At 38.9% G+C, this 21,679-nt stretch carries 21 protein-coding genes and 3 tRNA genes; 16 read left to right on the top strand and 8 right to left on the bottom strand.

What is annotated here, in order from left to right:
* Positions 1 to 7: 7 nt before the first annotated feature.
* On the bottom strand, positions 8 to 250 hold the full coding sequence (locus HJP15_RS18550) for a hypothetical protein (protein ID WP_054206536.1): 243 nt from the start codon (positions 248 to 250) through the stop codon (positions 8 to 10).
* A 240-nt stretch (positions 251 to 490) separates the two neighbouring features.
* Between HJP15_RS18550 and HJP15_RS18545 the strand changes: the two genes are divergently transcribed.
* Positions 491 to 1,036: a TIGR00645 family protein gene (locus tag HJP15_RS18545; protein WP_054206537.1), complete on the top strand. Its 546-nt coding sequence runs from the start codon at positions 491 to 493 to the stop codon at positions 1,034 to 1,036.
* 120 nt (positions 1,037 to 1,156) lie between these two features.
* Here the strand turns inward: HJP15_RS18545 and HJP15_RS18540 are convergent, their stop codons facing one another.
* Positions 1,157 to 2,359 (bottom strand): ABC transporter permease, encoded by a 1,203-nt coding sequence (locus tag HJP15_RS18540; RefSeq protein ID WP_170174319.1) that lies wholly within the window; start codon positions 2,357 to 2,359, stop codon positions 1,157 to 1,159.
* Entirely contained in the window at positions 2,356 to 3,294 is a 939-nt protein-coding gene (locus HJP15_RS18535; protein ID WP_170174318.1) for an ABC transporter ATP-binding protein, read from the bottom strand. Before HJP15_RS18535 ends, HJP15_RS18540 begins: the two co-directional genes overlap by 4 nt.
* A gap of 136 nt (positions 3,295 to 3,430) precedes the next feature.
* Between HJP15_RS18535 and HJP15_RS18530 the strand changes: the two genes are divergently transcribed.
* Together HJP15_RS18530 and ccoG are read left to right on the top strand one after the other, a co-directional pair.
* Complete coding sequence (locus HJP15_RS18530) at positions 3,431 to 4,849, top strand: sigma-54 interaction domain-containing protein (RefSeq protein WP_054206540.1); 1,419 nt, start codon at positions 3,431 to 3,433, stop codon at positions 4,847 to 4,849.
* 145 nt (positions 4,850 to 4,994) lie between these two features.
* On the top strand, positions 4,995 to 6,377 hold the full coding sequence (ccoG, locus tag HJP15_RS18525) for a cytochrome c oxidase accessory protein CcoG (RefSeq protein ID WP_170174317.1): 1,383 nt from the start codon (positions 4,995 to 4,997) through the stop codon (positions 6,375 to 6,377).
* 29 nt (positions 6,378 to 6,406) lie between these two features.
* Here the strand turns inward: ccoG and HJP15_RS18520 are convergent, their stop codons facing one another.
* From HJP15_RS18520 to HJP15_RS18500, 5 genes are all read right to left on the bottom strand, one after another.
* Positions 6,407 to 6,817, bottom strand: coding sequence for a hypothetical protein (locus HJP15_RS18520; protein ID WP_170174316.1), 411 nt, complete (start codon positions 6,815 to 6,817; stop codon positions 6,407 to 6,409).
* Between the two features lie 471 nt (positions 6,818 to 7,288).
* Positions 7,289 to 8,206, bottom strand: coding sequence for a M14 family metallopeptidase (locus HJP15_RS18515; RefSeq protein ID WP_054206543.1), 918 nt, complete (start codon positions 8,204 to 8,206; stop codon positions 7,289 to 7,291).
* 65 nt (positions 8,207 to 8,271) lie between these two features.
* The gene (locus HJP15_RS18510; protein ID WP_064435979.1) at positions 8,272 to 8,841 is read right to left on the bottom strand and encodes a hypothetical protein; all 570 of its coding nucleotides are present in this window, start codon (positions 8,839 to 8,841) and stop codon (positions 8,272 to 8,274) included.
* A gap of 328 nt (positions 8,842 to 9,169) precedes the next feature.
* Positions 9,170 to 9,246, bottom strand: a tRNA-Pro gene (locus HJP15_RS18505).
* 100 nt (positions 9,247 to 9,346) lie between these two features.
* Positions 9,347 to 9,967, bottom strand: a complete 621-nt coding sequence (locus HJP15_RS18500) for an arylesterase (RefSeq protein ID WP_054204791.1) — start codon at positions 9,965 to 9,967, stop codon at positions 9,347 to 9,349.
* Here HJP15_RS18500 and HJP15_RS18495 point away from each other — a divergent pair, their 5' ends adjacent.
* The 13 genes from HJP15_RS18495 (at position 9,968) to HJP15_RS18435 (ending at position 21,633) form a co-directional block, all read left to right on the top strand.
* A complete protein-coding gene (locus tag HJP15_RS18495; RefSeq protein WP_170174315.1) occupies positions 9,968 to 10,681 on the top strand; it encodes an ABC transporter ATP-binding protein in 714 nt (237 codons plus the stop codon).
* Entirely contained in the window at positions 10,671 to 13,172 is a 2,502-nt protein-coding gene (locus tag HJP15_RS18490) for an ABC transporter permease (RefSeq protein WP_054455690.1), read from the top strand. The genes HJP15_RS18495 and HJP15_RS18490 overlap by 11 nt, the downstream gene beginning before the upstream one ends.
* Positions 13,173 to 13,305: 133 nt before the next feature.
* Positions 13,306 to 13,830 carry a crossover junction endodeoxyribonuclease RuvC gene (ruvC, locus tag HJP15_RS18485; RefSeq protein ID WP_054204806.1) on the top strand — a complete coding sequence of 175 codons (525 nt, stop codon included), beginning with the start codon at positions 13,306 to 13,308 and terminating at the stop codon, positions 13,828 to 13,830.
* Between the two features lie 2 nt (positions 13,831 to 13,832).
* A complete protein-coding gene (gene ruvA, locus HJP15_RS18480; RefSeq protein ID WP_054204788.1) occupies positions 13,833 to 14,450 on the top strand; it encodes a Holliday junction branch migration protein RuvA in 618 nt (205 codons plus the stop codon).
* A gap of 7 nt (positions 14,451 to 14,457) precedes the next feature.
* Positions 14,458 to 15,465 (top strand): Holliday junction branch migration DNA helicase RuvB, encoded by a 1,008-nt coding sequence (gene ruvB / locus HJP15_RS18475; RefSeq protein ID WP_054204787.1) that lies wholly within the window; start codon positions 14,458 to 14,460, stop codon positions 15,463 to 15,465.
* Between the two features lie 1,000 nt (positions 15,466 to 16,465).
* Positions 16,466 to 17,170: a protein TolQ gene (gene tolQ, locus HJP15_RS18470; protein ID WP_054204786.1), complete on the top strand. Its 705-nt coding sequence runs from the start codon at positions 16,466 to 16,468 to the stop codon at positions 17,168 to 17,170.
* Entirely contained in the window at positions 17,157 to 17,591 is a 435-nt protein-coding gene (gene tolR / locus HJP15_RS18465) for a protein TolR (RefSeq protein ID WP_054204785.1), read from the top strand. Before tolQ ends, tolR begins: the two co-directional genes overlap by 14 nt.
* A 1-nt stretch (position 17,592) precedes the next feature.
* On the top strand, positions 17,593 to 18,519 hold the full coding sequence (gene tolA, locus HJP15_RS18460; protein WP_054204784.1) for a cell envelope integrity protein TolA: 927 nt from the start codon (positions 17,593 to 17,595) through the stop codon (positions 18,517 to 18,519).
* Positions 18,520 to 18,528: 9 nt separating this feature from the next.
* The gene (gene tolB, locus HJP15_RS18455) at positions 18,529 to 19,887 is read left to right on the top strand and encodes a Tol-Pal system beta propeller repeat protein TolB (protein ID WP_054204783.1); all 1,359 of its coding nucleotides are present in this window, start codon (positions 18,529 to 18,531) and stop codon (positions 19,885 to 19,887) included.
* A gap of 35 nt (positions 19,888 to 19,922) precedes the next feature.
* On the top strand, positions 19,923 to 20,465 hold the full coding sequence (gene pal / locus HJP15_RS18450; RefSeq protein WP_169328534.1) for a peptidoglycan-associated lipoprotein Pal: 543 nt from the start codon (positions 19,923 to 19,925) through the stop codon (positions 20,463 to 20,465).
* Positions 20,466 to 20,478: 13 nt separating this feature from the next.
* Positions 20,479 to 21,231: a tol-pal system protein YbgF gene (gene ybgF, locus HJP15_RS18445; protein WP_054204781.1), complete on the top strand. Its 753-nt coding sequence runs from the start codon at positions 20,479 to 20,481 to the stop codon at positions 21,229 to 21,231.
* A 168-nt stretch (positions 21,232 to 21,399) separates the two neighbouring features.
* A tRNA-Lys gene (locus HJP15_RS18440) sits at positions 21,400 to 21,475 on the top strand.
* Between the two features lie 82 nt (positions 21,476 to 21,557).
* Positions 21,558 to 21,633: transfer RNA gene (locus HJP15_RS18435), tRNA-Lys, on the top strand.
* Positions 21,634 to 21,679 lie beyond the last annotated feature (46 nt).

Here is a 21,679-nt window from a genome sequence, read left to right as displayed (position 1 = left end):
GTGACGATTAAATTTTTACATCAGTGACTTTGTTATAGCCTTCTGCTTCAAGTTCATCATTTACGCATTTTAAAACGTATGGTTTCAGCTCATCATTACTGATATCGTCGTCTTTAGCCCAGTTTAAACACATTTCTGTGTATTCTTTAATTGTTTCGGCTGAAGCGTCAACAGCATCGTCAGCAACAGCAAAAGTTGCAGAAACCGCAAATAATGGCGCTACCATAAGCGCTAGCAATGCTTTTTTCATTCGTTTAATCCTAAAAATGTAGTGACGATTGTTTTTGAACATTCAAAAACAAGAGTTAACCAATCAAGCAGCATGCTGTTGGTAAGTTGATTTTCAAACTAAATGAGAATAAAAGATAACGAAATATTTTTATCGTTAGGATGAAAAAGCTAACACAAAAATCAGCTGCTGATGTAGATAAGTATTTGTATCGAGCTAGAAACTCAGATAGAGTCGGGTTTTTATAAATTGATGAGTACTATGGATAATCCCAACCCAAATAAAATTCCACGCCAAGCAGGTAAAGCTGAACATCTTCTTGAAACGTTGATATTTCGTGGCCGCTGGTTATTGGCTCCATTTTTTGTTGGTTTACTCTTTGCTGTAATTTTATTACTCATTAAATTTTTCAAATTACTGTATTTAATGGGTGTATCAACATTCACAGCAACAAGCCAAGAATTGTTAGTGGGTATTTTAACCCTAGTTGATACGGCATTATTAGCGGGGTTACTATTGATCATTACCTTTAGTGGTTATGAAAACTTTGTATCGAAGTTAAATATTGAAAACCATGAAGACCGCCCTGCATGGATGGGGAAAGTTGGTTTTTCTGGTTTGAAGATGAAATTAATCAGTGCGATTGTCGCTATTTCAGCTGTTGAGCTCCTTAAAGTTTTTATAATTTCGTCAACCTACACCAGCGAACAACTTATGTTAAAGGTATTAATACATGTGACATTCGTGGTCTCAGGTGTATTGTTTGCTCTGACCGATTATATAAATAGTAAAACTCATAGCCATTAACGAAGAGTATAGTTAGACAGGCTGCTTATTTACAGCCTGTCTAGGATCTTATGTGGAGTACTGCAAATATCAAAAAGAAAAGTATCAAAAAGAAAAAGTTAAAATAAATTAGACCTTAGATTATTTAAAAATAGCTGACCACATTGCTTTTAAACTAGGTTCTTTACCGTACATATTCATCCCCATTTTGAAAATACGAGCGGCAACTATTCGCAAGTAATAAAAACAGCCAATGCTAAGTACGAGTGAGAGCAAAGGTTGCCACAGTGGTAACTCAACTAGCGACATACGTACAGGCATAACAGCAAAAGCAGTGATTGGTAAATAACTTAATATCACTGTCAGTATGCTATTCGGGGCGTCCATTACAAAAAAGGCGATTACAATAGGTGCAATAGGCAGCATCATTAATGCACTTTTACTACTGTGGTTAGGATCGTCTATCCCAGCGGCAATTGCCGCCATAAAGGCCGCGCAAATAGCAAGACCAGCAATCGCAAAGGCAAAAAACCATGGCAACAACGCCCAATTCACAAAGTGCAGATCAATCGCTTGTTGTTTTATCACCACAGTAAAAAATAGCATTGAAAGTACAATGGATAGCAAAGTGCCGACCATTGTTTTTACGGCTAATAATATTTGCCCTGTTAATTTACCGTCAATCCATGTTTGCGGTGTCATGGTTGCCATAATTTGTTCTGTAACACGGTTCTGTTTTTCACCAGTGATACTCACAAAAAGCTGGCCAAACACACCAAACATCGCTATAAAAAGCAAAATTAATACACCAAACGCAGTGTAAGTTTGACTTTTATCTGCTTGGTTTTTTAGTAATTCATCTAAAACCTGGTGCTCTATAAGTACTTGTGTACGTAAACCTAGTTGTTGCTCTTGAGTTAAATTGAGTTTATTAAATTGCGCATGCTGTAGCTCTGTGCTTAATAAACTGCTTAGTTGTAATTGCCAGCTTGCTTTTTCTGCGGTGATAAGTGAGACCCGCCCATCAGGTGAGTTAAAACGAATAACGGCATCATACTCTTTAGTTTCATTTAAGTTTTTGATCACATGATCAAGATCGTTCACGGGTATAAAGTTAAAGTTGCTCTGTTGGCTATTGCCCGCATTGAGAGTGAAATCGGTATCAGTTGCGATAGTGTAACTTTGTTCAAGTTGCTGATTATTTGCTGCAAAGAAATAAATAACGCCAGCGATGACAAGCATGATCAGTTTTGAAATAATTTCTTGTTTTAATTTAAAAAAGTGCAAAAACTCCCATTTTGCCACGGTCCAAATTTGGGTGCTTTTTAATGACTGTGCTTTCATAGTTGAGCTCCTTGCTTTAACTTTTTATTATGCTCAGAGACGGCATTTAGATAAAGGCTGTGTAATGACTGGGCCTGATTTTTTAATTCAACTATATCGCCGAGTACTAATAATGACGGCAAAAGAGTGTTCAGTGATTGCTCTTCTAAAAGGGTGATTTGCAATTGTTGTGCTTTTATTTGTTCAACATTGTACTTATCTTTTAGTTCATTTACCGCTAATTCATCAAGCGGCTCGGCAAACTGTACTTTTATAACCCTTGCTTGTTGCGTGGTTAAAATGTTGGTTAAATCACCATATAACACGCTTTGGCCTTGGTTGAGTAATAAAACCCGATCCGCAAGCTTTTCAACCATCGCCATTTGATGCGCACTTAAAATAACGGTCATACCTTGTTGCTTTAATTGCGCTAAAAATTCGACCACCAACTCTTGATTGATAGGGTCTAATCCAGAAAATGGTTCATCTAAAATAACCCATTTTGGCTCATGTAAAATAGCGCTGATGAGCTGAACTTTTTGCTGATTACCTTTAGAAAGAGACTTTAATGGATCATTAATACGTGATGATAAGCTAAATTTATCTAACCAATATTCACAGCGTTTATTAAAGTCATTATTTGATACACCATGGAGACTTGCAAAAAATTGTAAATTTTGTTTGAGTGTTTTTTCAGGATAAAGACCGCGATCCTCAGGTAAATAGCCAAGTAGGTGGGCAGGAATTTGACTATAGCTTTGAGAGCCATCAATTAATTTAATACAGCCACTATCAGCGTGTGTAAATCCGACGAGCATTTTTACTAACGATGATTTACCGGCTCCGTTAGGACCTAACAATGCAAATATTTCACCTTGATTTACCTCAAAGGATAAATTATTTACCGCGGTCACTGTGTGATAGTGTTTGTTAAGTTGTTGAACCTGAAGTGACATATGATCCCTCTATTTTTGTTGTTTTAACTAGTTTAAATGTTTGTACTGGCCGATGTAATTATTTGTTAAATAATTAATGTAACTAAAGATGTAAATTTGCCATAATGCTCGCGATATTTCACGAATTTGGTGTGCAATGATAAAGCAATTTTTAAATGATCCTACATTACTTCTCAATGCGGTAGGTGAAGGCATATATGGTTTTGATCTCAGTGGCAATGCCGTGTTTATAAACCCAGCTGCAGAGAGAATGACAGGCTGGCAAGCCGCTGAGCTACTAGGGAAAAAAATACATCAATATCATCATCACAGCCACGCTGACGGGCGGCCTTACCCCGCGGATGAATGCCAAATATATTGCACCATGTTTGATGGTAAACACCGCCATGTAAAGGATGAAGTTTTTTGGCGTAAAGATGGCAGTAATTTTCCGGTTGAATACACGTCAACACCGGTTTATAAAAATGACCAACTGATTGGTGCGGTCGCGATATTTCGTGATGTATCCAAGCAGCATCAAACCGAACACGCGCTACGTCAAGCGTTAACCCAAGTTAAAGATTTAAGTGAGCAACTTAAAGACGAAAATAATTACTTAATTGCACAGCTTAACGAAGATTGGCAAGATTCTGGATTAGTTGGACACAGTCATATTTTTCAAAACATGCTTGAACAAATTAAACTTGTAGCGCAAACCACTAGTACAGTGCTGATTTTAGGTGAAAATGGCACTGGTAAAGAGCTTGTTGCGCGTAACTTACATCGCCTCAGCGAACGCTCAAACCAGTCGTTTATAAAGGTTAACTGCGCAGCATTTACACCAAGTTTGCTCGAATCAGAGTTATTCGGACATGAAAAAGGGGCTTTTACAGGCGCAAATGAGCGTCGTAAAGGGCGATTTGAGTTGGCAGATAAAGGGACTTTATTTTTAGACGAAATAGGGGAGTTACCGCCCGAAGCGCAAAGTAAATTACTGCGCGTATTACAAGAGCATGAATTCGAACGGGTAGGCTCTAGCCATACAATTAAAGTTGATATTCGCATTGTCGCAGCAACCAATCGCGATCTTTGGCAAATGGTACAGCAAGGTGCGTTTAGAATGGATCTTTATTATCGTTTAAATGTATTCCCAATTAAAGTGCCTGCATTAAAAGAGCGCAAAGAAGATATTCCATTATTATGTACCAACTTAATTGCGCAATTGAATAAACGCCTTGGTAAGCAACTGAAGGGGTTAAGTAAAAAAGCTATTAGCCAGCTGCAAGCTTATGATTGGCCAGGTAATATTCGTGAGCTACAAAATGTACTCGAACGTGAAGCTATTCTTAGCAAACAGCCTATTTTACATTTAAGTCAACCTTTGAGCATGCCACCGAACACGGCATTTAACATCAGCTTAACCCTCGATGAGGCACAAAAGAGTCATATAGTGTCTGTACTTGAACTATCAAATTGGAAGATATCAGGTGCACACGGAGCAGCTACTAAGCTTGGGCTACATGAAAGTACGTTACGATCTAAAATGAGAAAATTGGGAATTGAAAGGGATTCGTGATATTTAACGTTTTTCGTTTTATTTAACGAGTTAAAAACTAGCCATTTAAATTTAAATCAATAATATCATGAGCTTAAATTAAGTTTCAGTTTGGTCTGAAAGTTGCAAATACTTGCTTAGTCACCGTCACCATGAAGTAAGTATTATGAAGTTTGATATTAAAGAAGAAGATATGATCATCAAGCCCTACAAAAATGAAGGGCCAATTTATATTCGTGAGCAAAAAGGGTTTTTCCAACGTATTCGCCGCCACCTTGGCTGGCTGTTGATGCTCACGTTTATTGCTATTCCGTGGATCCCTTACAATGGGCAACAGGCGGTTTTATTCGATGTAGCAACACAAAAGTTTACCATTTTTGGTTTAACGCTCTTACCTCAAGACTTTATGATATTAGCGCTGCTATTTATGGTTGCAGCGTTTGCGTTGTTTTTTGTAACTAATTGGTTAGGAAGAGTTTGGTGTGGTTACACATGCCCGCAAACTATTTGGATGTTGTTATTTTCTTGGGTTGAAGAACGAATTGAAGGCAGCCGAAATCAACGAATTCAGCTTGATAAAGCGCCTTGGGGGATCACTAAAACACGTAAAAAAATAACCAAACACAGCGCATGGTTAGTTATTTCAGTGCTCACAGCAACGTCATTTATGGCTTACTTTATACCAGCAAAAACACTTTACGCTGACATGTTCTTTTTTGAATGGTCAGGTATTACTAGTTTTTGGGTTTTTCTGTTTGCATTTTGCACCTATGGTAATGCAGGCTTTTTACGTGAAAAAATGTGTACAGTTGCGTGCCCTTATTCGCGTTTTCAATCAGTTATGTTTGACAAAGATACACTTGTCGTCACTTATGATAACGAGCGTGGTGAAAGCCGTGGACCGCGCAAACGTAAAGTTGACCCAAAAACTGTTGGCCTAGGAGATTGTGTTGACTGTAACTTATGTGTAGAGGTGTGCCCAGCCGGTATTGATATTCGAAATGGCTTGCAATATGAATGCATTAATTGTGGTTTATGTATTGACGCTTGCGACGATACGATGACTAAATTCGGATATCAAAAAGGTTTGATCAAATACGCCAGCGAGCAACAAATGGCAGGAAAACACACAAATCCATTTAGGTTAAAATTGATAGGTTACGGCGCTTTAACTGCACTGTTAACGCTTGCTATGGTGGCATGGTTAGCGCAAAGAACCCCCATAGAAGCATCGGTATTACGTGATCGTAACGCTTTATACCGAGTTAACTATGAAGGACTGGTTGAAAACCCATACACGCTAACAATTATTAATAAAACACAGCAACCACTTCATTATACAATTGATTTAAAAGGGTTTGATATTGCAAAATTACAAAGCCCAGCGTTGATACTCGTTGAGCCAGGCTTACTTAAACGTGTGCCGGTAACTATAATTGCAGATGGCTACGATGTAGATAAAAAAGTTACTAAATTAGAGTTTGTAATTACAGCGAAGGAAGATCCAAGTATTACCATTACAACACCAAGCTTATTTTACCGTAATTAAATATGTGGATTGCTAACGTAGTTGATTTATCAACACGTTAGCAACTTAAATTGTTCATTTATATGTTCTTTAGCCTGATATAAATCAGCAAACAAACGACTTTTAATATCAATCATCAAGCCTGCATTATTCATAATACGTTGCATTTGATTAACCACTAAAGACGAGCCTAAAATATAGGCGCTAGCAATACAGTTACTCTGTATCATTTGTTTTGCTAAATGTGTAAATTGTTCCTCAGCCTCAGGCGTTGCTGCACATGCCGTGTATGAGTTACTGATATACGCCCAAGGTCTTCCTGCAAAAGGTTTAATGTGTTCAAAAATGCTGTTACTAAATTGACAGACTAGGTTTGCGTTAATATTGCCGTGAAAATGTCCGATAATAATGCTGTGATCACGTTCTAAAACGACTCTACCGTATTTGTTTTTAAATTCCATTTGCTTCCTTGTAAAAATAAAAGAGCGTGAATTTTAAACAAATATATAATTTAGTCTAGGGCGTGTTGACCTTTCGTGATTGATTTTACAGCCGTATGTTAGGTATTTAGGCAAGGCAGCGCCTATGGTGTGTGGTCGTTCCCCATAAATAGGCGATAACGCAGTATAAATTCCAAACATGCGCTGCCCAAAGGGTTCTTCCTAGGGGCGATTAACTCTTTGTTACTTACACCGATGTAGGTAAGGGGCGTGAGCAGGGCGCGGAAGCTTTGCTCGATTTTTACTTATTCTCACATGGATGTGAGCCAGTAGAATAACGCAGGAGCAGTTATCGAGCCCACTCGATTCCAAACCTCGCGCCGCGATTAAATCGCCCCTAGATTGAACAAATGTCAATCCACAAAGGTCAACACGCCCTAGTAAAAAGCAGACCCGAAAGTTATTCAGTAGATGGATCTGTTTTAAATACGATTATTGTTGTGAAGCTATATAGTCAAGCGCACCGGCAATCGCAGCAACTTGTGCAAGAATACATTCTTCATCCGTTGCTGTTGGGCTATCTGGGTATACCTCAGTTGTTGTTACAAACTTTGCATCGCTAAAGCCCATGCATAAACCAAGCTCGCGTGCCGCATAGTTGATAACGCCAAATTGCTCTTGCGGCACGCCTATTAATTGGTTATTTTCATCACTGGGTGCAATGTGTGTTATTTTTGTAACGTTTTCAATAATAGCCTTTTGAAATTCTGCCGCTGGTTTCGCTGAATCAGCAACTAAATAAAAACCATCAGGAATATTCCAATTAGTATTAATTTTACCATCGCGCGCAGCAAGTGCAGGGCGAAACTCACTGTTATCGGTGTCGGTTGTTTCGTGTAGATCAATATGTGCAACTAGCTCAACACCAAGCCCAGCAATGTAAGCCATCACATTTGCAGATTCAGGGGCAGGGCTATTAGCATAAAAAGAACGGTTAGGATCTATGGCAGCTGGATTCCAGCGGTTTATTGTTTCATAGCCCCACGGGCTGATACAGGGCGTTACCACAAGGTTAAAATGCTCACTGTAATGTCTACCTAATGTTTTAATAAACCGAATTGCACCATGCACACCGCTGGTTTCATAGCCATGCACACCACCAGTTACTAATACGGTTGGTTTATTGTTTTGCCAATTACGAGATTTAATAGCAAAGAGGGGGTAATTAGCGTCTTGATAAACAAGTTCACCATATTGTTCAACATCACACTCATCTGTAAGTTCATTTATTAATGACACAACATCATTGTGGTAGCTACGCTTAATGTTTTGAGAATCGAACCATTGTTGTTTCTCATCATCATTCCATGAAATGTTAGCTGTTCCAATTGGATAAATAGTATCGCTCATAAAACCTTCATTAGTAACAATAAAAAAGACAGCTTATCGATGGATTCTTCACTTCGCAACTAACTCTAAGCAATAGCGGTATATAAATTTACATATTGTCGTTTATGAACACTAAATAAATAGTCGCGAAGGTGATCTTTCCCTTCATGAATATGAGTTATTTTAGCTGCGATACCTTGCTTATTTTGTCTAACTGGTTCAATGCTAATAATGATGTGTTTTTTATTTGGCAGATAAAATTGCATTCTGTGATGAGTAATTAAAGGCACTTTATTGCTGATTGGTTTTAAAAAGATCCCGGTGCTAGATATTGACTCAATTTTAAACCCGTCACTTTGTATATTTAAATTGTCTAAGCGCCAACTTCGTTGTGTACCTGTGGTGTCAATAACTTCAGGTGAGCTAAGTATCGGGGTTAACAACCCTGATTCATCAGTTTTAAATTCTAAAGGAAACCACAACTGATAGTGACCGACCTCAGCGAGTAAAGTCAACTTAGCATTAATAAATAGATTCGCTATTTTAGCCGGAATATCACTTTGCACAGTCAGGCGTTGATTTGCAGGTAATTGCTGCTTGGCTTGGCCTTTAAATAAGTTTGATAAAAACTGTTGTTCATCATTAGAAAAGTCCACGCAGTACCTCCTGTACATAAAATAGCAACTTGTTATAAATAACGACTTATTACCCTAATTTAGGCTTTAATAAGTCGGCATGTTTAAAATGTTGTTATATTTTTCAATACAATACGACAGTGTTTAACAGGGCTCGTGTAAGCTTAAAACTCTGCGGGCTAAGTAAACACTGTCACCAAAGCATGTTTAATTAACGGCGTACAAAATAAAAACTTGAATTTTATTTGAAAACATAAAATTATCGGAATAGCCATTATTCACTCTTCATAAAGCAAATTAATGAGGATGCAAAGAATAACGGTGAAATAGAAGTGAGGGGAAATATAATTGGTCGGTATGGAGAGATTCGAACTCTCGACCCCTGCCACCCCATGACAGTGCGCTACCAAGCTGCGCCACATACCGACTTTCCATGCAATATACCCATATTTTATAAAAAATCAATAACCTTTTGTTTGTTTGAACATTTATTGAACTTAGTTAATAACTGTATAGTGGCAAAAGGTTACTTTTCTAGCCACATTTTGATCGATTTATACATAATGTCACGTAATATAGGTTGTGCAGTTTTGTTAGGGTGTATATTGTCGTTTTGCATCAGCGTTGGATCGCCTGCAACATTGAGTACAAAAAAGTCCATTAAGTGGCTGTCAGTTGCGGTGGCGACTTTTTCAAAACTACCTGTAAACTGACTGGTATAACGTGGGCCGTAATTAGGTGGAATGTGTATTTCCATAATAGCTATATTGGCGTCAGCTTGTTTGCTTAGGTTTACCAATTGGGTGAGGTTTTGCTCAAGCCTTTTTATTGGAAAACCACGTAAGCCGTCGTTACCGCCAAGTTCAATAAGTACGTGACTTGGCTGAAATTCATTTAACAATGAGTCTAAACGTCTTAGTGCACCGCCAGTGGTTTCACCACTGATACTGGCATTGATAAGTTGGATGTTTAGTTGCTCTTTGTCGTACTTATCTTGTAACAATTTAACCCAGCCTTGCTCTTGTTTTAGACCATAAGCGGCGCTTAAACTGTCACCTAAAATTAAAATTGTGTTGTCAGCTGCAGCTGTAAGTGGTTTGATTACAATTAGAAAAACAAATATTAAACGTAGGATTGAATGCATCATATGTCAGCGCTATCTCAAGTAAATATTATTCAAGTTAATGGACTGTCTAAAACGGTAAATACCCTTGAAGGTGAGTTGCCCATCCTCAGCGACATCAGCTTTAATGTCAAGTCTGGTGACTCAGTTGCTGTAGTTGGCACGTCAGGTTCAGGTAAATCGACCTTACTTAGTTTATTAGCTGGACTTGATCAATCAACACAGGGTGAAATAATTCTTGATGGTGATGCTTTGCATACACTTGATGAGGAGGCAAGAGCAGCACTGCGAGCACAAAAAATTGGGTTTGTATTTCAGTCTTTTATGCTTGTACAAAGTTTAACTGCCCTTGAAAATGTAATGCTTCCTGCGGAGTTAGCGGGCAGCGCTAATGCAAAACAACAAGCGTTAGATTTACTTGAAAAAGTAGGGTTAAGCCATCGCATAGAACATTACCCATCACAACTATCAGGCGGAGAGCAGCAGCGTGTAGCCATTGCCCGTGCGTTTATTGGTACGCCTAAAATATTATTTGCCGATGAGCCTTCAGCAAACCTAGACAGTAAAAATGGTAAATTGATTGAGTCTTTACTTTTTGAGCTTAATGAACAACATGGCACAACACTAATACTGGTGACTCACGATGAGGCACTTGCTGCGAAATGCCAGTATGTTTTGCAAATTGAGGCGGGTAAACTGGTAAAAGATACCAGCGAGGTTCTTGCTGATGTGGGCTAAATTAGCATTAAAACTATTTTTTCGTGAATTTCGCCGTGGTGAACTCACGGTTATTTGTGCTGCCATTGCATTAGCCGTTTTGACTGTACTTACTTTGTCTATGGTTACAGACAGAATAGGCCAAAGTATTGCGCAAAAAAGCAGTGCATTTATCGCAGCGGATAGAGTACTTGCCAGCAGTCACGCTTTACCACAATCGTATTTAGAAAAAGCACATTCGCAGAATTTAAAAACAGCCCAGTTAACTTATTTTGATACCATGTTGTTTGCTAATGATGAAATGCAATTAAGCTCTGTTAAAGCTGTATCGCCTGAATACCCGCTCAAAGGTGAGTTAAAAATTAAGGCTCGTTTAGATGCACAGGTTGAAATTGTAAATCAAGGGCCAAGTGCGGGCAATGTGTGGTTTAGTGAATCTGTTTTTTACGCGTTAAATGTAAAAGTGGGCGACACGGTTGAACTCGGCGCAGCGCAATTTACAATTGAAAAAGTATTAGTGGAAGAACCTGATGCACCTTTTAATATTTTTTCAAGCAGTCGCCGTGTTTTGTTAAATAGCGCCGACATTGAGAAAACGCAAGTTGTGCAGCCTGGAAGCCGAGTGTTCTATCGTCAATTATACGCTGGTGAAGAGTCTGATATTAATGCCTTTTATGCTTGGCTTAAGCCACAAATAAAAGAAAATCAGCAATGGTATGGTGTAAAAGACCGTCAATCTCCTATCGCTAATAGCTTAAATCGTGCTGAAAGCTTTTTATTGTTAGCAGGTTTATTAGGCATTATTTTAGCTGCTGTGGCTATTGCAGTTTCTGCTAAGCGTTATTGTGAGCGTCAATACGATCCCGTCGCGATGATGAAGACCCTTGGCGGTAGCCGCGACATGATCCGCAAAATTTACTTATTGCATTTATCAATGGTGTGCGCCTTATCTGTGCTTATTGGCTTGCTCATAGGCTTTGGTTTACAAGATATTGCAGCGAACTATTTAGCTAAATCTATGAACAATACATTACCTGCTGCGGGTATTAAACCTTGGATAACGGCAATTAGTACAGGTGTGATTTGTGCTGTGATGTTCTCAATTAAGCCGTTGTTAGACTTATTTGATATACCGCCGCTGCGAGTGTTGCGTCGTAATTTAGGGGATAGATTACTTGTTAGTAAAGTACATTTAGCCATGTCTGCAATGACTGTGTTTTTATTAATGTGGTTATTTAGTAATAACTTAAAAATTACTGCAATTTTGTTTGTTTCAACATTGGTGCTTATTGGTTTACTGTTTTTGGTCTCACGGATCATCTTTGGGGGCGGACGTAAATTAGGTTTACGCCCAGGCAATAGTTGGTCGTTGGCGATTGCATCAATTCAAAAGCGCGCAAATGCAAATTCAGTGCAACTTATTAGCTTTGCATTAGCGATTAAATTACTTTTATTTTTGGTGGTACTTAAAAACGACATGATTGCTGATTGGCAGTCACAATTACCGAATGACGCACCTAATGCATTTTTAGTTAATATTACGGAGTCTGAATTACCCGTAATAACTGACTATTTAGCGCAAAAGAAAATTCAAGTATCAGAGTTTTACCCAACTATTCGCGGGCGTGTTAATGCGGTAAATGGTGAACTTGTAGCGCGTGAAGTATCGTTGCAAGATAATGAGAAAAAAGATGAAGAAGCGCGCTCTGGAATCGGGCGAGAGCTTAATTTAACTTGGTTAACACAATCACCAGCGCAAAATGAGATCATTGATGGCGAGTGGTTTTCTGAAAGTGCGACGGGTGAAGCGTCAATTGAAGAATCAATGCTGGCGCGTTTAGACGTAAAACTCGGTGATACATTAACGTTTTTAATTGGCGCACAATCGTTTGATGCAAAAATAACGAGTGTTCGTAAAGTAAATTGGGCCACCTTAAAGCCAAACTTTTTTATCATTTTGAGTCCGGATGTATTGGCAGATTTTCCTGCGACATATATTTCTTCAGTTCGTATAGAGACGGATCAAAAACGTGACTTTAGTGAATTGTTACGTACTTACCCAACGGTTAATGCTATTGATGTTGATAGTTTTGTTAAACAAATTCAATCGACTATTTCGCAAGTATCATTGGCAATTGGCTTTGTACTTGCCATTGTGGTGCTTTGTGGGGCGCTAGTTTTAATTTCGCAAGTGCAAGCAAGCTTAGGGGAGCGAATGCAAGAAATAGTGATTTTACGCACCCTAGGTGCAAAAGGCCGATTAATAAAAAATGCGACATTATACGAGTTTTTATTACTCGGCAGTGCGGCTGGCTTTGTTGCGGCTCTAGTGAGTGATGTCGCATTATTTATTGTGCAACGAGAAATGTTTGATTTAGCCGGTAAATTACACCCGCATATTTGGATCATTGGTCCTTTAGTAGGGGGCACATTTGTGGCTGTTTTAGGCTACTTTATGATTGCTCGAACAATGCGTAAAAATACCCAAGGTTTACTGCGCTCGCTCGGTTAATATTGCGACTCATTTTATAGTATTAACACAAAAACCCGCAATTGCGGGTTTTTGCATTGACAATGCACTGGTAATTTATACAGTGCTCTGGCATTATTACTTTATTAGTAAGTTATATTTATTGGGCAAGAGCTTGGCTATTATTTTAGGGATTGATCCAGGTTCGCGGTTGACGGGCTATGGGGTCATTGCTCATCAAGGTGCAAAATTTACCTATTTAGGCAGTGGATGTATAAAACTGGCGGATCACGAATTTCCTATTCGCTTAAAAATGATCTTTCAAGGTATTAGCCAATTAATAGCGCAATTTTCGCCAGAACAGTTTGCGATTGAAAAAGTATTTATGGCGCATAACCCTGATTCAGCACTTAAACTAGGACAGGCCCGAGGAGCTGCTATTGTCGGAGCTGCTGTGGCTGAATTACCCGTATTTGAATATTCAGCAAGGCAAATTAAACAAGCTGTTGTTGGCCATGGTGGTGCAGATAAATCACAAGTACAACAGATGGTAAAAAATATTTTAAAGCTGCCAGGTACGCCGCAAGCCGATGCAGCGGATGCACTGGCAATTGCTATTTGTCATGCACATTCTAATCAAAACTTAATAAAGCTAGCGGGCAGTGCCAGTAAAACCGTTAGAGGAAGGCTAAGGAAATAATAATGATAGGTCGATTAAACGGTATATTGGTAGAGAAGCAACCACCTGAGATCTTACTTGAAGTCTCTGGAGTAGGTTACGAGGTAAACATGCCAATGACGTGTTTTTATGATTTACCCAATATTGGTGAAACGGCAATTGTTTACACTCATTTTGTTGTGAGAGAAGATGCACAGCTATTATTTGGTTTTAATAACAAAACTGAACGCGCTTTATTTCGTGAATTACTTAAAGCAAATGGGGTTGGACCAAAATTAGGCTTAGCTATTTTATCAGGAATGTCGGCTAAGCAATTTGTAACCTGTGTGAACAATGAAGATGCAACTAGCTTAGTGAAATTACCGGGTGTTGGCAAAAAAACCGCAGAACGCCTTGTACTTGAAATGAAAGACCGCTTAAAAGATTGGGGTAATGACTTATTCACGCCATTTAGTGATAATGCAGTAATACAGCCCGCATCAGATGCTTTAATTGCGAATAATGCGGCTGATGATGCAATTTCTGCACTCGTTTCATTGGGCTATAAGTTGGCGCAAGCACAAAAAACGGTTAAAGCGATTAGCAAGCCAGATATGTCTACAGAGGTTCTGATCAAAGAGTCTCTTAAATCAATGTTGTGAGTAAACCATGATTGAAGCGGATCGCTTAATAGATGCCACCGAACAAAGTAATGAAGATGTTGTTGACCGTGCAATTAGACCAAAACTTTTAGCCGACTACACAGGTCAGCCACATGTTAAGCAGCAAATGGAAATTTTTATTGAAGCTGCACGAAGCCGAGGTGAAGCCCTTGATCATTTATTAATATTTGGCCCGCCGGGGTTAGGTAAAACAACATTAGCCAATATTGTTGCCAACGAGCTAGGTGTAAGTATTAAAACAACCTCAGGGCCTGTACTTGAAAAAGCTGGCGATTTAGCGGCATTGCTTACAAACCTTGAAGAGGGTGATGTTCTGTTTATTGATGAAATTCATCGCCTCAGTCCACAAGTTGAAGAGATCCTCTATCCAGCGATGGAAGATTACCAGTTAGATTTAATGATAGGTGAAGGCCCAGCTGCTCGCTCAATAAAGCTTGATTTACCTGCATTTACTTTGATAGGCGCTACAACTCGTGCGGGATCGTTAACATCACCGCTGAGAGATCGTTTTGGTATAGTACAGCGTTTAGAGTTTTATTCAGTGGCTGACTTGTCGACGATTGTGGGGCGCTCTGCGCATTATTTAAATTTAGAAATGTGCGATGATGGTGCAATCGAAATAGCTAAACGTTCACGGGGTACTCCGCGAATAGCTAATCGTCTGTTGCGACGAGTGCGTGATTACACGCAAGTTAAATCAGACGGTACAGTTAATGCCGAGGTTGCAGAGCTCGCGCTTAATATGATTGACGTAGATAAAAGCGGCTTCGATTATATGGATCGTAAATATTTACTCGCGATTATTGAGAAGTTTATGGGCGGGCCAGTTGGTCTGGATAATTTAGCCGCAGCCATTGGTGAAGAAAGAGAAACCATTGAAGATGTAATAGAGCCTTACTTAATTCAACAAGGTTTTATACAACGAACCCCAAGAGGGCGCATTGTGTCAGATAATGCATATCACCATTTTGGCTTACAGCCTAAAAAAGAGTAATATTGGTCAACTTTTGTATCTTTAGCATGCTTGAAGATACACCATATTCCTACCCGTAATCCCATCTTACATAAAGTAATAAATACTGTGCTCTGATTTGAAGCAGGCATAGTATTTGTTTAATTCCTAATAATAAGTTCACTTACAGTTAAGTTTGCCAGCTATATTGTATACCCTCTGAGAATTGTGAATATTTGCTGTGGAATACTTTAATATCCATATAATTCAAACAAGTAATTATATTCAGTGCATTAAAATTTAGTTATTAGAATGATAATGATAAGGTATTAAGAGTGATTTTATTGCGGGCAAAAAAAAGCCCGCAAAAAATGCGGGCAAACAACAAGTTGAAGGAAGTAATCCAGGGAGTAGTTTAAATTCATCAAGTTTTATCAAAATGACTTTAAACTGAGCAACACGAAAAATCAGAATCATATTGCAAAGAACTGGGTGTAATGAAATATTCATTGCAGCGCTAGCTCGGTATGGGAGAATAATAGCGGCTTTATTATTTTTGTTCAAACTAGAAAAATTTAATTTTCAGATTAATAAAACTAATGATTGATTTTTGTTTTTGCATGAAAAGTGGTCGATACTAGTGTTGTTTATTTTTTAAGTGTATGAATTAAATGTTTTTTAATTTTAATTTGAATTAACTTTACATTAGTTTAACTATCCTGCTTCATGTTTTTAAATTGGTTTTGGGTGGTTATTCTTTTATAGTGAATAAAACGTGTGTTTTATGATGTTTTTTATAATAAATACGCAGCAATATATATCATTATGTACTTACTTTTAATTTAATAGAATATTTGATTCATTTGAGGTAAAAACAATCAGTTTGTCTTTTAACGTTTTTTGTTGCTAATTCACAGCAATAGCGTTGTCAGTACCGAATTGAATGGATACACTAGTTGCAACTTTTGGCCATGTTTTTGGTCATACACTGGCGTATAATAAAATGTTTATTTATACAAGAAACCTTAAGTAGGAGTTTAAAGTGGGATCAGGACTTAATTTTTTAGATTTAATTCTAGAAGCAAGTTTTCTTGTGCAATTGGTTATGTTGGCATTAGTGGCTATGTCAGTTATGTCGTGGGCTGTTATTTTCCAGCGCAAAAAAGCTATTTCAGATGCGCTATCAAATGCTAAGCGCTTTGAACAAAAATTTTGGTCAGGTATAGATTTAAGTAAGCTCTATAATGAAATCACATCACGCAGTGGTAACTCTACAGGCGTAGAGGCATTATTTATTGCTGGTTTTAAAGAGTTTGCACGCCATAAAAAAACCACATTCGAAAGTGCAAGCATTGTTATGGAAGGCACACATCGTTCTATGCGCGTTGCTTTATCACGAGAAATAGAAAAACTTGAATCAAGCTTATCATTTTTAGCAACTGTCGGTTCTATCAGCCCGTATATCGGCTTATTTGGAACTGTATGGGGAATAATGAATGCCTTTATTGCATTGGGTGAAGTTAAACAAGCTACGTTACAGATGGTTGCTCCTGGTATTGCAGAAGCATTAATTGCAACTGCTATGGGTTTATTTGCAGCAATCCCTGCCGTTATCGCTTATAACCGTTTTGCAAATAAAGTTGAAAAGCTTGAATCTAATTACATTAATTTTATGGAAGAGTTTGCGAATATTTTACACCGTCAAGCAGCTACACAAATAGAGGCAAAAGCGAATGTACCAACGTAAAAAGCGTCGTCCTGTTGCAGAGATAAACGTGGTCCCATACATTGATGTTATGTTAGTGTTGTTGATCATCTTTATGGCAACAGCACCTTTGATTACACACGGCGTTAAAGTTGATCTTCCTAAAATGGAAGAATCAGATTTAGTTGATACGAAAGATACGCCGCCAATCATTGCCTCGATAGATGCCCAAGGTAAATATTACGTGAGTATTGGCACTGATCCTGAAGAGCCGATGGAGGCACTTGATGTGGCTGCGGTCATCAAATTACAGCTGATGAAAAATCCTGACACGCCAGTGATGATTAAAGGATCAGGCAAAGTGTCATATCAAGAAGTGTTACTATTAATGGATTTTTTAAAGAACGCAGGCGTTCCATCGGTTGGTTTAATGACAGAATCATTTGAAGGGACTAAAGGCTAATATGGGTGCTTCAGTAATTAAATCAGTATTATTGCACTTTGCAATAATAGGCGTACTCATAGGCACTGCAAACTTTCATGCGCCAAGTCCCAAAGTAATGGAAGTAACGTTAAACACGTCTATGCCAGAAGCCGAAAACGCTGTTGCAGCTGTGACGGTTGATCAAAAAATGGTTGAACAAAAAATTGCTGAACTAAGGCGTAAAGAAGAGCAGCAAAAGCGAGCCGAAGATAAACGTATCCAAGATCTTGAGCGCAGAGCAACCGATGCACGCAAGCAACGTGAATCTGAAGATCGTCGTATAAAAAAATTAGAGCAAGAGCGAAGAGCAAAAGAGAAAGAAACGGCACAGGCGCAAGCTCAAGCAAAAAAAGCGCGTGAGATAGAGCAAAAAGAACGTGCTAAAGCGCAGCAGGCTGAAAAGCAAAAAGAAGCATCGGAATTAGCTGCACAAGCGGCGGCTGAAAAACGTAAAGCTGAAGAAGATGCATTAAAGAAAGCTGAAGACGATCGTAAACGTGAAGAGTTAGCAGCTAAAAAACGTGCTGAAGCTGCCGAAGAGGCCCGCCAAAAAGCGTTACAAGAGCAAATGTTGCAAGAGCAGCTGGCAACAGAACAAGCTGCTCGTAATAAAGTACGTCAACAGCAGGTTGGCACCGAAGTTGATAAGTTTAAAGCGTTAATAATGGCACGTATCCAGCAAAATTTATTAATTGATGAAAAAATGAAAAACCAGCAATGCCGTGTGAATATTCGTTTAGGTTTTAATGGTCTTGTGACTCAAGTCCGCTCTTTAGGCGGGGATAAACTGGTTTGCGAAGCTGCTCTTAGAGCTATTCGTATGGCAGACACGCTTCCTGTATCTAAAGATAAAGATGTTTTTGAGCAATTAAAAAATATTAACTTAACAATTAAGCCACAATTTTAAAGGAATGGTATGTTCACTAAGTTCAAAGCAGTTTGTTTAATTTTAGTTCTGGGCTTTACGAGTGTTGCAAATGGGGCACTTGAAATAGTCATTACAGAAGGAATCGATGGCGCTCGTCCAATTGCTATTGTGCCGTTTAAGTATCAAGGTGTTGGTCCAATCCCACAAAAACTCAGCGAAGTGATTGCCGCAGATTTAATGCGCAGTGGTAAGTTTAAACCGATTAGTACAGAAAATATGCCGCAGTTTCCGAGTAAAGAATCTGATATTGATTACAGTGCGTGGGTTAATAAAGGTGTTGAAGCAGTACTCGTTGGTGAAGTTGCACAACAAACTGATGGTCGTTATTTAGTGAGTTACGAGTTAGTTGATGTGATCCGTGGTCAGATTACTGGCGGTGAAACGCAAATGATGAGTAATGGTAAATTGATTAAAAATCAAGATCATGTTCAAGAAGCGCGCGAAAGTATAATTACTGAAACTGGGTTTAGACGTTACGCTCATCGTATTAGTGATGTTGTTTATGAGAAACTAACGGGCGAACGTGGCGCTTTTTTAACAAAAATAGCGTATGTAATTGTTCGTGATGAAGATCCGAAACCTTATCAGTTAGTAGTGGCTGATTATGATGGTTTTAATGAACAAGTATTATTGCGTTCTAAAGAACCATTAATGTCACCAGCGTGGTCACCAGATGGAACAAAGCTTGCCTATGTAACGTTTGAAAACCGCCAAAGCCAAATATATATGCAAGATTTATACACGGGAAAACGTGAGTTAATTACTAGCCATAAAGGGATTAATGGTGCACCGCAGTTTTCACCTGATGGGAAAAAATTACTTTTAGTACTGTCTAAAGATCGTAACGGTGCAACTGAAGTCTATATGCTGGATTTTGCAACAGGCAAAGAAACACGCCTTACTCGTCATCGCAGTATAGATACTGAACCATCGTGGCATCCTAACGGCCAAGATATTGTGTTTACCTCGGAAAGGGGTGGTAATGCTCAGATTTATAAGTTAAATTTACAAACAGGTAGGTCACAACGAATGACCTTCGATGGTGATATGAACCTAGCGGGCTCAATCACCCCAGATGGCAAAGAATTAGTAATGGTGAACCGTACTAATGGGCAATACCATCTAGCTAAAAAAGAGCTGGCTACTGGCGCGTTTCAAGTTTTAACGCGAACACGCCTTGATGAATCACCGAGCATCGCACCAAATGGCTCTATGATCATCTACAGCACGCTGCATAATAATAAGCAGGTACTTGCGCTCGTATCAATGGACGGTCGCTTTAAAGCACGTTTACCTGTGCTAAACGGACAAGTAAAGGCACCCGCGTGGTCGCCTTATTTACAGTAATATTTGCTGGTTTACTCAAAATAGGAATCTACTCAATGCAACTTAATAAAATACTCAAAGGCCTGCTTATTGCTGTGCCAGTCATGACGCTAGCAGCTTGTAGCTCATCTTCAGATATCGATGAAGGTGCAGCAAATCAATCAAATCAAGCGACAGTTGAACAAAATAACAATACTGATACTGTAGAAGTGGCAACACTGACTCCTGAGCAACAAGCGCAAGAGCAACTTCGTGAGAAATACGAAGCACTTCGTCAAGAGCAAGTAATTTACTTTGATTTTGATAAAGCGACGATTGAAGGTCAATACGGCGAGCTATTACGTGCCCATGCTGAGTTTTTAGTAAAAAATCCATCAGTTAAAGTATTAATTGAAGGTCATGCTGATGAACGTGGCACGCCAGAGTACAATATTGCACTAGGTGAAAACCGTGGACAAGCCGTAGAAAAGTACTTACAAAGCTTAGGTGTTTCAGCTAGCCAAATGTCAGTAGTGAGCTATGGTGAAGAAAAACCAATGGTTAAATCACGCACTGAATCAGCTTTCGCTAAAAACCGCCGTGCGGTACTAGTTTACTAAGATTAGAGACATTATGAAGCCGAAAATTATTTTGGCAGCCATGATCTTGAGCGGGAGCACCCAGTTATGGGCTGCTCCCGCTCCTGTTTCAGAAGCTGCAAGTTCACAATCGAGTATAGAAAAACGCCTTGCTGCACTAGAGAACATGATGCAGTCACGAAACTTGCTACAAGTTGAGTTACAGCAACAGCTCAATGTACTTCAAGATGAAGTAAGTCAAGTACGTGGGATAACTGAAGAGCAAAGTTATAAACTTGAAAAAGTATTGCAGCGCCAGCGTGAGCTTTATCAAGAAATAGAGAACCGAGTTAGTCAGGCATACGCACAGCCTAACCAAAGCACTGCTGAAACTTATACCGAACAGGTGCCATCGCAAGCCATTAGCGCAGATTTGTCTGAGAATGAAGCGTATGAGCGTGCAGTGGCGTTAATAATGAAGGATAAGCGTTATGATCAAGCGATCCCTGAGTTTCAAACTTTTTTAAGTACTTACCCAAGTTCAGTCTATGCGTCGAATGCACATTACTGGTTAGGGCAATTACTGACGATAAAAAATGATCCTGTTAAAGCGTCTGAACATTTTAAAGTGGTCGTGAATGAATTTCCAAACTCAAATAAGCGCCCAGATGCAATGTTAAAACTGGGTACTTTGTTAAAAGAGCAAGGATTAGCTGAACAAGCGTTAAAAACCTTTAACGATTTAATCAATCAGTACCCCAGTACAACTGCTGCAAAATTAGCCACTGAACGGCTTGCAAAAATGTAGAATCGCTATGATTAGACTGCTTTTTGTCATAAGCGGTCTAAAATTGGACAGCTAGGCATTAAAACTTAAAAAAAGAGACAATTTCGGTTGCACTCATTTTTTAAATAAGTATTATAAGCGCCCGCAGCAAACGAATGGTTCAACCACTCAAGTTGCGGCAAAAAGAGCGGGTCATTAGCTCAGTTGGTAGAGCAGTTGACTTTTAATCAATTGGTCGATGGTTCAAATCCATCATGACCCACCATTCATTTATTATTAATTGAATGGTCTTTTATCGGCGGATTTACGTATTGATGTTTGGTTGTATTAAGTTGCAACAATAGAGCGGGTCATTAGCTCAGTTGGTAGAGCAGTTGACTTTTAATCAATTGGTCGATGGTTCAAATCCATCATGACCCACCATCTTTTATTCATTATGAATAACAGCATGGCTCATCGGCGGATTTAC

The sequence above is a fragment of the Pseudoalteromonas sp. NEC-BIFX-2020_002 genome (assembly GCF_013002825.1).
In the GTDB taxonomy this organism is placed as follows: Bacteria; Pseudomonadota; Gammaproteobacteria; order Enterobacterales; family Alteromonadaceae; genus Pseudoalteromonas; species Pseudoalteromonas neustonica.
The sequence above is the reverse complement of the archived record's forward strand: the minus strand, read 5'-3'. Positions and strand labels throughout refer to the sequence as shown.